Below are 10,124 nucleotides of genomic sequence, written 5' to 3'. Positions count from 1 at the left end.
AGCCCCGCGATCCGGGATCAGAACCCCAGCTTGTCCCGCAGCCCGTAATACCAGGCCCCCAACGCCGCAAACGGCGTGCGCAACAGTTGCCCGCCCGGGAAAGGGTAGTGCGGCAGGTCGGCAAACGCATCAAAACGCTCAGCCTGGCCTCTCAGTGCTTCCGCCAGTACCTTGCCTGCCAAGTGGGTGTACGTCACGCCATGGCCGCTGCAGCCCTGGGAATAATAGATGTTGTCCCCCAGGCGGCCGACCTGCGGCAGACGCGACAGGGTCAGTAGGAAATTGCCGGTCCAGGCGTAGTCGATCTTCACGTCCTTGAGCTGCGGGAATGCTTTGAGCATCTTCGGCCGGATGATCGCTTCGATATTCGCCGGGTCCCGCGCGCCATACACCACGCCGCCGCCGAAGATCAGGCGCTTGTCGCTGGTGAGTCGGTAGTAATCCAGCAAATAGTTGCAGTCCTCGACGCAGTAATCCTGCGGTAACAGCGTCTTCGCCAGCTCGTCACCCAGTGGCGCAGTCGTGATGACCTGCGTACCGCACGGCATCGACTTGGCTGCCAGCTCCGGCACCAGGTTCCCGAGATACGCATTGCCCGCGACGATAATGAACTTGGCCCTGACCTTGCCGTGGGCTGTATGCACCACCGGATTGGCGCCACGTTCAATGCGAATCGCCGCCGACTGCTCGTAGATCGTGCCGCCGAGTGATTCCACCGCCACCGCTTCGCCCAGCGCCAGGTTCAGCGGGTGAATGTGCCCGCCGCTCATGTCCAGCAGGCCGCCTACATAGTTGTCACAGGCGACCACTTCGCGAATGCGGCGCTCGTCCAGCAACTCCAGCTGAGTGTGCCCATAGCGCTCCCACAGGCGCTTCTGCGACTCCAGGTGGCCCATGTGCTTGCTATTCAGGGCGGCAAACACACCGCCGTCCTTCAAGTCGCACTGGATCTGATACTTGGACACACGCTCCCGAATGATTTTGCCGCCTTCAAACGCCATCGCGCCCAGCAACTGCGCCTGCTTGGGGCCGACGCTGCGCTCGATCACATCGATATCACGGCTGTAACTGTTGACGATTTGCCCGCCGTTGCGACCCGACGCGCCAAACCCCACCTTGGCGGCTTCCAGCACTGTTACGCGAAAACCGTTCTCCAGCAGGAACAGCGCGCTGGAAAGCCCGGTATAGCCGGCACCAATCACGCACACATCGGTTTCGACTTCACCTTGCAGCTCAGGGCGAGGAGGTACCGCATTCGCAGACGCGGCGTAATACGACTGGGGGTAGGGGGTGTTCGCCATCCTGGAACCTCTGTTTTATATTTTTTACGAGTGCGCCGATCCTACCTGAGTTGAAAATCCGCTGCCAGCCACTGGAAAAATACCGTCATGCCGCTCACAAATAAAAAATTCGCATATTCATAGGCTTAGCTGCAAAAAAGGTGTTGACACCCCTCGGGAATTCCGTAGAATGCCGCCTCACAGCAGGCACGTAGCTCAGTTGGTTAGAGCACCACCTTGACATGGTGGGGGTCGTTGGTTCGAGTCCAATCGCGCCTACCAAACAAAATCCGCTCTGCTGGGCGGTCTAGAAGGGCTCACCGAAAGGTGAGCCCTTTTTTGTTGTCTGCGATTTGCAAAACTTTTGCAAAACTTTTGCAAAACTCCCACCTCAGAACGCCAATTCGGCGCCCACCTCCAGGTACTCGATCTTCTTTTCGTCGTGCCCCTCCTGATAGTGCTTCGTCATCTTCTCGTCCGCGTGCCCCATGAGCGCCTGGATGTATTCCTGTGGGAATTTCTGTTGTTCATACAGCCAGGCACCCAATGCGCGGATCTCGTGAAAAGTGGGTCGCTCACCGGCCGGCACATGGTCGTAGGCATGCGCTGCGTCCCTGGCTTTGCTGAACTCCTTGGTCAGGTAGTCAGGCGTCACCGATGTCCAGTGGTCCTTTGCGTCGATCTGTTCCCGCCGGCGGGCCTTGGGCTTGTAGTGGATCAGGTAGGGCGACGCGAGCGGCGAGCGCAGGCATTCCCCGACCACCTCCCGCAGCGCGGCGCCCATTGTGATTTTGAGGTGCACGGGGTTTTCATAACCCTGGGTCTTTCCAGGAGAGACGGTGAGCGTGTTCTTCTCCATATCCGCAGCGGACTTGAGCCAGGTGACGATGTCGTCCCGGCGCTGAAGGCTGGCCAGGGCCAGGCGGATTGCCCGCTTCAGCCAGGGTGGCGTGGTCACCGCCTCGATGATCAACTTCAAACCGTCGAGTGTGTGGCGCTGCCTCTTCTTCTCGGCTTCTTTCTTCACCAGGGTCAGCTCGGCGTTGTTACGCTCGGCCAGGCCCTTGGCCACCGCAAAGGCGAAGATCTGCACCCACAGCCCGCGGTGCTTCGTGTAGGCGTTGTTGCTGAAGTTGTCGAGGTACTCGGCCATGGCCAGCACGTCCAGCTGACCTATCAGCCGGTCACCCAGATCCTGCCGGTACCGCTCAAGCTTGAACTTGATTTCCTCCAGGGTGCGCGCGGCATATGACCGGTCCGGCAGCCACTCTTCTTCGAATCGCGTGAGCAGGTTGCTCACGATAGGCAAGCGGTCGCCGGTCAGTACAGCCAGAAGCGAACCGTCATCGACGACCAGTTCGGCGAACTTGAGATTGGCCGCGCGGGCCAGCTTGATTGCCTCCTCCAAGGGGCGGTTGATGCTGGTCATCACGCCGGTGACCGGGTTTCGGTACCGCCAGTACTTCCCGTTCGGGTACAGGTTGGCCGGCAGCTTTCTGTTTTGCAGCGTGCGGGGCCGGGCCGCCATCACCCGAGCTCCAGCATTTTGGCCAGCAGCGGGTCACTCGAACCCATCACAGCCGCCTGCACGTCGACGAAATACATCCCTCCTTTCACCTCCCCAATCACTTCGCCATCCTCAATCCATTTTTTCAATTGCTGCAGGCTCGGCTTTCCGCCGACGTACCGCAACTTCCTGTATTCGCCGGCCTCCATGAGGCGCGGCAGCTTGACCGTAATCTGCGCCAGGACCTTTGCCATAGCTACCTCCTGCAGGCCGTGGGCCGCGCTGTCTTGATGATGTGAATGACCAGGCTGAAGGTGATCAGCATCCAGCCGCAGGTGCCGGCGAAGGCGTAGAGGATGTCGGCCGTTTCGCCGTCCGCCAGAAGGCGTGGGCCGAGCCAAAAGAACCAGCCTGCGGTGCCGACCAGGTACAGCAAAGCGCCCAGCAGGATCAGGGTGAGTTTGATTGCGAACATGGGGTGTCCTTGCCGCGCTGGGCGGCAGAAGGTGGGGTAGGGTTATGCTCTTTCGCAGAGGTCCAGGCCGATCTGGCTTACGCGATCGACACAGGCGGGGTTCAACCAGATGCACTCGGTTCGGTTGGCCGTGCCGCGCCTGGCGCTGATGCGGGCGGATGTGCTGTAGCTCGCCCAGCCTGGTAGAAGCTCCGCGTACAGGTCACTCGGGTATCCCGACAGCACGACCATTCCTTCTAGCTCGAGCAAAAAACCGAGCAGCTCGCGGTGTGCGGCATCATCCATTTCGTGCTTGTAGTACCGGCCGCTCGACGCCCCTTTGTACCTGGTGTCATGCACGTAGGGAGGGTCGACGTAATGCAATGTCTGCGGGCCGTCGTGCGCCTTGATCACCTCGATCGCGGGGCGGTTTTCGATTAGCACGCCGCTCAGCCTCTGGCCAACCTCGGCAAGTTGCTCCGGATAGGAGGCCCAGAGTGACTGGGCTGTGCCGTATTGGCGTTTGGTGTCGATGCGGAAGCCGGTCACGCCCTTAGTCGCACCGGCGGAGCCGAACCCCATTTGCGCCCTGATGATAGTCCGTCTTGCACGCTCGATCGGCTCGGCGCTCGGCTCCCAGGACAGTTCGAACTCTTCGCGGGAATAGGGTGTGAATACCAGGCGCTCGACAAGTCCCGATCGCGAGTCCTGATCCTGCAAGACCCTGAACAGATTAACGATGTCGCCATCGAGGTCGTTGTACACCTCGGCATACGACCGAGGCTTTTGCATCAGCACCCCAGCGGCGCCGCCGAACGACTCTACGTAGCAGGTGTGTGGTGGGAAGTGTTGCAATACCCACGGCGCAAGCCGGAACTTGGCGCCGTGGTACCGGATGACCGGGGCGGTGATGGTCATAATTATTTTCCAGGCGTGCGCCCGCCGCTCACCGGCAGGCATGTAGGGGGATTGGGTTTAGATGAGTTCGGCGGGGACGCTGACGGTGTTGCCGATTGTTGCCGCCAAAACTGCGCGGCACACTGCAATCGCCTTGGTTTCACCATGCTGGCGCTCGAAAGGATCGCGCTTTGTGTCGGCCAACCAGTTGAAGCGATGGCCCGGTTCGACCCAGACGGCATACTTGGCTATCAGCTTCTCGCACTGCACGTCGTCAATCGGGCTGGCGTAGAAGACCAACTGCAGCTGACCTCTTGCCGGCCGTTCAGGCTCTTCGATTGATCCGATTGCCCACCCAAGCGCTGGGCCGGCCAGTTCTTCAGTTCGGACGTTGACCATCCTGTTCATGGCCTATGCACCTTGTAGATGAAGACGTAGGCGAACCAGAGGGTGGCGATCATGGCCGCCTCCCAATCTCGGCGGCAGCCTCGACGATTGCGCGGCGCGTTGCGCCGAACGGATCGGCGTGGTGGTACATCGTGTGCTCGCCGAACTTCTCGGCGTCCACGTAGGTGTAAGGCCCGGTGTCGCCGTCGAACGGCTCGACGATGTGAATGGCCACGCCCAGGCGCTCCATGCGGCCCATGACCACCGCCAAGCGCAGCGCATCCCCGTCGTTGATGAGCGGGTTCCAATGCCCACGGACACCGGACTTGCCAGCCAGCCGGAAAGGCCACTTTGGATCGCTGCAGGTGCACGGTTCGATATCGATGCGGGCGGAGTGCGCAGCTTGAATGAGTAGCTTGCGGTCAGCTTCAGCCAAGTCGTGTTTGTTTTCTTTGGGCATGACTTCGTCCTTGCCGCTATAGCGGCTGACTTTGAAGGGGGAGGGGTTACAGGATTTGCGAAAGGGTACGGATGTACTCCTTTCGGGATTTAGGCAGAATTTGCTCTGGCTGACAGCTCGCCTATGGCAAGCGTTGCAATCTCGAAAGGCTTTTCGTACATGGCTGAGACCTTGACGACCTCATTGAGTGCGTCCACGGCGCAGGCCAGCTGCGCTTCCAGATCTCGAACCCGCTTCGTCCGCCGGGAAACCGCCGCGTTCAGGTCGTCTATCGTTTGGTCCGCGGTGTTCAAACTCACCTGCAGGCCGTCACGCTCCCTGACCGCGATCGCGTGCTTGTTGCGCCAGTGCAGGACGGCGTCGAGCTCTTCGGCGGCGGTCACCTTCAGCACCGGAGAGGTTGCTGGCACTGGAGTCCGCGCCTTGCCTGCGCCGGATCGGCCTGGGCAGTCTGGGGCGTGGCGCTCAGGCTCAGCCGAGAAGCCCGCCGGGCAGTTACAAAAACAGAAACGGCTCATACAGCCTCCCTCGTTACCAGATCATGGGCTTTCACAACCGTCATGCCGAGGCGTTCGGCGATCAGGACTTCCAGGCGGGCACCCTTTGAATGCTCCCAGCCGGGCAGGGTGGCCACGGTGTCGCAGTCCATCAGGGCAGCAATGTCGCGGCGCATGCAGTCGTTCCAGGAGCCGCCGTCGGGGTTGATCTCGGCGGGGTTGGTGACGGTGTGGCCACCGGCGCGCAGGTTGGTGGTCATGGCGTGGAAGGCGGCGAAGTTGAGGCCGGGCAGGCCGGTCATGGGGCCGCTGAGGTAGATGCGCTTCATGCGGCCACCTGCTGCTGTTCCTGGCGCAGCGCCTGCTGCACAGCTTCGACAACCCGCCGCAGGTAGGTGAACTCGTGATTTTCTTCGACAGCTTTACCGTCGAGCGAGTAATGCCATTCATCCCCGAACAGCTCAGTCAGCAGTTCGCTCTGATGCCAGCACTCGTTCGGGCTCTCGATGCTGCGTAATGAGTCGATGTCGTGCCAAAGGTCGCGCGCCTCATCCTTGCTCAGTTCGCCCAGCTCCCATTCGTGACGCCCGGTTTGTTGCCGGCGGCGCTGTACGATGCACTTTTTGGCCAGGGTGTGAAGCGCGTCTCCGCTGAATACAGTTGGGCTGATCCCACGATCCAGGCAGTTTAGGACGTAGTCCCAGCCGCAGTCGGCGACGAACTCGGCGACGGTTCGCGGGCCCATCCCGCCCCAGTAGGCATTCCAGCTGTTGTCCCAGCAGTTGATTGTGATCTTGCCTTGAGCTGTCTGGTAGTTCGGGTCGGATTCGGTCGGGCAGTCGCGTCGGCCGAAGTCCTCGAGGAAAACGGTGATCGGATCGAGCCTTGGCGCGCCGGTGATTACCAGCTTCGTTACTGTTGAGCGCTCCACCTGCAGGGGCGCGGCGGCTTTGTTTTCTGTAGGCATGGGGAGTCCTTGCCGGGCCATGCCCGGGCGGTGGAGTGGGGGGGCCTGCGGTGGTCAATAACGATTAGGACTTACCCACAGCCTTGTGCGTTGAGCAGCGGGCTGGTAAGGGCCCAACATGCGCTCATCAACCACCTGGAGCGCTGCCGGATGAAACGACTGACCGAGTGGATAAACCTGATCGCCGCCACCATTCGCCTGATCACTGTGATCATCCGTACCGGCTGGCTTTGAGCTACGATGGCTCCTTCCTCTAAATGGGCTGGGCCATGACAAAGCACGATATTTACGATGAGATCGAAGGCTTTCAGGTTTGGAACTACATGGAGTGCGACAAGGACGAGGAAGGCCGGGAGACCTGGCGTATCAACGTCGAGGTAAAGCGTGGTGGTGAAGTCGTGGTGCCGGTTGTTGCGGGTGACCGAACCTATGTTGACCGTGGCCTGGCGCAAGTGGCTGGGCGTGAGGTTGGGGCCAGGCTGATTGCTGGCGTGATTCGTTGATATAAAGGAATATCGATCCAATATTTCGAAGGATAGAATCTTATGATAAACACTGATCGTAGCATTCAAGACCGATATCTAGGGTTTCTATTGTTTTCAGTTTTCGCCGTAACCCTCGCATTAGTTATTGCCGTGGTTTTATATAGGTCAAAATTTGGAGGTGGCCTGTCTATAACTTCCGGAGAGTGGTCTAATTTTGGAGGGTATATAGGTGGGATATTTGGCCCTCTTGTCTCGTTTGTAACTTTGCTCGCTGTCTTGAAAACCGTTTATATGCAGCGTGAGTTGCTTGAGGTGCAGAAGGCGGAGTTCAAGAGCATGAACGTACTACAGCAGCAAACATTCGACACTCAGCTCAACCAAATGACTAAGGCGGCCAGCGATGCGAGGGTGCTCCAAGTCAGCGCTGCACAAGACACAGCTATAAAAGTGGTTGATCAACATATCTCTATCTATGAGCGCGTGTGGGATCGGCAAAACGAATCAGCTTACAGATTTGATCGTGATGAAGGTCATCGATCATCTCTTCCAGGTGATGAGGCATTTTTCGATAGCATCCTTCGGCATCGGGATGAGGCCCGATTTGCGATTGATCAGCTTGCACGACTATCAGTTGAGTTGGCCGTGACGGAGTTTAGAAATGTTCATGATGTAAGGAAAAGTTTAGCTCTGGGATTGGACCGAATTCGAACCAGCATATTAAGCGGGCATAACGATGAGTCCGATAAGCGTCCTGAGGTGGGATAATATTCTCGCCAAAGCGTCGAATATCCGTATAAATTATTTGCCGCTTGGGTTCCGCTAGGGTATTACGGGTGACCGGCATGGAGCCGGAACAAGGAGAGAAACAGATGTCTACTGATCGTGAAATTGCGCTGGAGCAGGCGCTCATCGCCGTTATCGCCGCATCAGAGGCGGCTGGCGCCAGGACCAAGGATTTATTGGACCTTGCACACGGGCTGATCATAGGACATAGCCCGTTCCGCCAAGTAGATCATCCGTATGTCGCGATGGCGTGTCAGGAGATCAGTGAAGCGCACGCCACGGTACTGGCATTGAAGCCAGATTAATCGCAATAGGTGAGGGCGGGTCAGGCGGCCACAGCGTCTTCGAATTTGATAAGAAGGCTGCGCGTGTCGTTCGTGCATCCATCTTCTTTGACGCAATACATCGCCGGCTGATATGCGTAGATGTGCGTGATCACGCCCTGCTTCACCCTTGTACCGATAGGCAGTGGAGGTTCCGGCTTGAACTTTTCTGCCCACGCCTTCACTGCCAAATCCTCGGCGCGGTCTACGAGATAGTCGATCTCATCTAGTGCTTCCATGTCATCCCGAGTGGTATCCCAGGACGCGTACTTATCGAGTTCCTTTGCCAGCTCAAAACCATCCATGTGGCGGCGGTAGTGCTGGGCGATGGTTTCGGCGTCCGCGTTGATCTTCTCGGCCACAACAGCGCAAGCGGCGAGGATCATTGCTTTGTCAGCTTTCGGGCGTGGAGGAATGTTGCTCATGGATTATCTCCAGTCAGGCGCCGCCCTCCGGGTTACCGGATGCAGCGAGTAGGGTGGGTTATGCTGGCTCGATGATTTCGTCGCCTGGGTCTTTCTGAATGGCGAGAAGGCTTTTATTGCGGAATTCCCGCGCCACGTTTTCGGATATCTGGATTTTGTGGCGCGGCGGATCAAGCAGGAATGTGGCTTTCGAGCCCAGCGCATGCAGGTGATGAATCATCAGCGTCATCGCCTCACCTTGCTCAGTAATGCCTGACCACTCCATCAGATCGGCCAGGGCCTGCCGGGTGCCTGGGCGAACCCTGAGCCTCAATTCCTCTTCGGCAAGTGCCACGCGCTTCCTGGCAGTTTTTGCCGAGCGTTCCTGCACAGTCTTTGCCATGGCCTACCTCTTCTATTCCGCTGGCCGGCAGTGCGAGCCAAGTTTGACGTTTGCGTTGCTGGATGCGGGCTATGCGGCGCATGAAGTGCTGCCCTGGCGCGCTTTGGGGTAGTCGATGTCGTGGGCGGCGATGATCCGTTCGAAGGTCTTATTACTGATAGCGAGCCTTCCGCAACACTGGCGGCGAGTGATGCCCAGCTCCAAGAAGGCACGGATACGCTCTGCAAACTTGGCATCGCGCTCTTCCATCTGCTTTTGGCGCTCAGGGTCTTGATTGCCGCCGCGCACCGCTTTCTTGAACTTGATCCCAAACTCTTGCGTGATGCCGCAGAGTGTTCTGCGGCTGACCTTGAGCAACTGAGCAACTTCGCTTTGGGTGTGAGTCGCTGCCAGTTCTGCCACCTTCTCAATCAGCTTTGTGCGCTTCTCGGCGCGCGCGTTGATTGGTGCATAGGGCAGGGGTGTCGCATCGACGCGCCGGCGAACAAACGGCTTCGGCGCTGGCGGCTCCTGGGGCACATACACGACGGGCTTCGGCGGCGGCGGAGGCTCGGCAATTTCGATTTCGCCGCCGGCCGCCACAAACTCGGCGACCTGTGCCGCCAGTTCATCCGAGGCCGGGCGAAGCGCCTCGACCAGGTTGAGGTGGTTGCTGATCATGCTGCGATCCCCAAGACCCGATTCATCCGGTCGTCCAAGATTTCGTAGAATGTGCTGACCCGCTCCGACAGCTTGCGGATCATCGCCTCGTCCCGGTAGGCGCGCTTGATGAACAGCGGCATGCCAGGCCAGTAGCACACAAAGTCGATCCACTCGCGCTCCGACACCCACAGGCCGCCCTGGCACTGGGCGACGTGTTCCTTTGGAATGTCGCCGGACAGGATCACTTCGACCTGAAACTTCGGAAGCTTGGTTTTGATTTCCGTCAGGCCCTTAGCCCCTACCAGCGAGTCGGGCGAATAGCCCGCGCCGTGGTTCAGGATGATTGCAACCTGCTTGGTCTCGACCTCTTCACGCTGTTCGTACAGCTTTCGGGCAACGCCTTCCAGCTCATGGCCGCGCTCGGTGTGACGGTTCCCCATGAACGGGTCAGCAGCTTCGCCGGTGATGCGCTCGCCGATGAGCGTGTTCATGTAGGTGAAGGCGCCAGTGCCGAAACCTGCCTCGCCTTTGCCGTTGACCAGCAGACATTCCAGTTCTGAGCATGTGACGATACCCAGGCGCAGGGCCAGCCACTCAGGCGAGCCCTGTTCAACCTCAGTGATTATTTGCATGGC

The 10,124-nt window shown here is 59.0% G+C and carries 17 protein-coding genes and 1 tRNA gene; 4 read left to right on the top strand and 14 right to left on the bottom strand.

The window, feature by feature from the left end; translation table 11 throughout:
- Nucleotides 1-17 precede the first annotated feature (17 nt).
- Nucleotides 18-1,301, bottom strand: a complete 1,284-nt coding sequence (locus BLU46_RS05145) for an NAD(P)/FAD-dependent oxidoreductase (protein WP_093199349.1) — start codon at nt 1,299-1,301, stop codon at nt 18-20.
- Between the two features lie 184 nt (nt 1,302-1,485).
- Here BLU46_RS05145 and BLU46_RS05140 point away from each other — a divergent pair.
- Nucleotides 1,486-1,562, top strand: a tRNA-Val gene (locus BLU46_RS05140).
- Nucleotides 1,563-1,671: 109 nt separating this feature from the next.
- Here the strand turns inward: BLU46_RS05140 and BLU46_RS05135 are convergent.
- The 9 genes from BLU46_RS05135 to BLU46_RS05095 all read right to left on the bottom strand — a co-directional run bounded on the left by BLU46_RS05135 (nt 1,672) and on the right by BLU46_RS05095 (nt 6,449).
- On the bottom strand, nt 1,672-2,808 hold the full coding sequence (locus BLU46_RS05135) for a tyrosine-type recombinase/integrase (RefSeq protein ID WP_093199346.1): 1,137 nt from the start codon (nt 2,806-2,808) through the stop codon (nt 1,672-1,674).
- Nucleotides 2,808-3,041: a hypothetical protein gene (locus tag BLU46_RS05130; RefSeq protein ID WP_076014692.1), complete on the bottom strand. Its 234-nt coding sequence runs from the start codon at nt 3,039-3,041 to the stop codon at nt 2,808-2,810. The genes BLU46_RS05135 and BLU46_RS05130 overlap by 1 nt, the downstream gene beginning before the upstream one ends.
- A 2-nt stretch (nt 3,042-3,043) precedes the next feature.
- Nucleotides 3,044-3,262, bottom strand: a complete 219-nt coding sequence (locus BLU46_RS05125; RefSeq protein WP_093199343.1) for a hypothetical protein — start codon at nt 3,260-3,262, stop codon at nt 3,044-3,046.
- A 42-nt stretch (nt 3,263-3,304) separates the two neighbouring features.
- Nucleotides 3,305-4,159 (bottom strand): DNA adenine methylase, encoded by an 855-nt coding sequence (locus BLU46_RS05120; protein WP_093199340.1) that lies wholly within the window; start codon nt 4,157-4,159, stop codon nt 3,305-3,307.
- Between the two features lie 57 nt (nt 4,160-4,216).
- The gene (locus BLU46_RS05115) at nt 4,217-4,546 is read right to left on the bottom strand and encodes a hypothetical protein (RefSeq protein ID WP_093199335.1); all 330 of its coding nucleotides are present in this window, start codon (nt 4,544-4,546) and stop codon (nt 4,217-4,219) included.
- 49 nt (nt 4,547-4,595) lie between these two features.
- Nucleotides 4,596-4,985, bottom strand: coding sequence for a hypothetical protein (locus BLU46_RS05110; RefSeq protein WP_093199330.1), 390 nt, complete (start codon nt 4,983-4,985; stop codon nt 4,596-4,598).
- An 89-nt stretch (nt 4,986-5,074) separates the two neighbouring features.
- Entirely contained in the window at nt 5,075-5,503 is a 429-nt protein-coding gene (locus tag BLU46_RS05105; RefSeq protein WP_157721268.1) for a hypothetical protein, read from the bottom strand.
- Nucleotides 5,500-5,811 carry a DUF4406 domain-containing protein gene (locus tag BLU46_RS05100; protein ID WP_093199324.1) on the bottom strand — a complete coding sequence of 104 codons (312 nt, stop codon included), beginning with the start codon at nt 5,809-5,811 and terminating at the stop codon, nt 5,500-5,502. The genes BLU46_RS05105 and BLU46_RS05100 overlap by 4 nt, the downstream gene beginning before the upstream one ends.
- Nucleotides 5,808-6,449, bottom strand: a complete 642-nt coding sequence (locus BLU46_RS05095) for a hypothetical protein (RefSeq protein WP_093199320.1) — start codon at nt 6,447-6,449, stop codon at nt 5,808-5,810. Before BLU46_RS05095 ends, BLU46_RS05100 begins: the two co-directional genes overlap by 4 nt.
- Nucleotides 6,450-6,718: 269 nt before the next feature.
- Between BLU46_RS05095 and BLU46_RS05090 the strand changes: the two genes are divergently transcribed.
- From BLU46_RS05090 to BLU46_RS05080, 3 genes are all read left to right on the top strand, one after another.
- A complete protein-coding gene (locus tag BLU46_RS05090) occupies nt 6,719-6,952 on the top strand; it encodes a hypothetical protein (protein ID WP_093210128.1) in 234 nt (77 codons plus the stop codon).
- 42 nt (nt 6,953-6,994) lie between these two features.
- Nucleotides 6,995-7,699: a hypothetical protein gene (locus BLU46_RS05085; RefSeq protein WP_093199316.1), complete on the top strand. Its 705-nt coding sequence runs from the start codon at nt 6,995-6,997 to the stop codon at nt 7,697-7,699.
- A gap of 104 nt (nt 7,700-7,803) precedes the next feature.
- A complete protein-coding gene (locus BLU46_RS05080; protein WP_093199312.1) occupies nt 7,804-8,022 on the top strand; it encodes a hypothetical protein in 219 nt (72 codons plus the stop codon).
- Nucleotides 8,023-8,042: 20 nt separating this feature from the next.
- Here the strand turns inward: BLU46_RS05080 and BLU46_RS05075 are convergent, their stop codons facing one another.
- The 4 genes from BLU46_RS05075 to BLU46_RS05060 all read right to left on the bottom strand — a co-directional run bounded on the left by BLU46_RS05075 (nt 8,043) and on the right by BLU46_RS05060 (nt 10,121).
- Entirely contained in the window at nt 8,043-8,465 is a 423-nt protein-coding gene (locus BLU46_RS05075; protein ID WP_093199307.1) for a hypothetical protein, read from the bottom strand.
- 58 nt (nt 8,466-8,523) lie between these two features.
- On the bottom strand, nt 8,524-8,847 hold the full coding sequence (locus BLU46_RS05070) for a hypothetical protein (RefSeq protein WP_093199303.1): 324 nt from the start codon (nt 8,845-8,847) through the stop codon (nt 8,524-8,526).
- A gap of 69 nt (nt 8,848-8,916) precedes the next feature.
- Nucleotides 8,917-9,507, bottom strand: a complete 591-nt coding sequence (locus BLU46_RS05065; RefSeq protein WP_093199300.1) for a hypothetical protein — start codon at nt 9,505-9,507, stop codon at nt 8,917-8,919.
- Nucleotides 9,504-10,121, bottom strand: coding sequence for a lambda exonuclease family protein (locus tag BLU46_RS05060; protein WP_093199298.1), 618 nt, complete (start codon nt 10,119-10,121; stop codon nt 9,504-9,506). Before BLU46_RS05060 ends, BLU46_RS05065 begins: the two co-directional genes overlap by 4 nt.
- Nucleotides 10,122-10,124: the final 3 nt, after the last annotated feature.

Origin of the sequence: Pseudomonas yamanorum, from assembly GCF_900105735.1 — a bacterium.
Classification (GTDB): domain Bacteria; phylum Pseudomonadota; class Gammaproteobacteria; order Pseudomonadales; family Pseudomonadaceae; genus Aquipseudomonas; species Aquipseudomonas yamanorum.
Note: the sequence above shows the minus strand (reverse complement) of the source record. Positions and strands in the feature narration are given on the sequence as shown.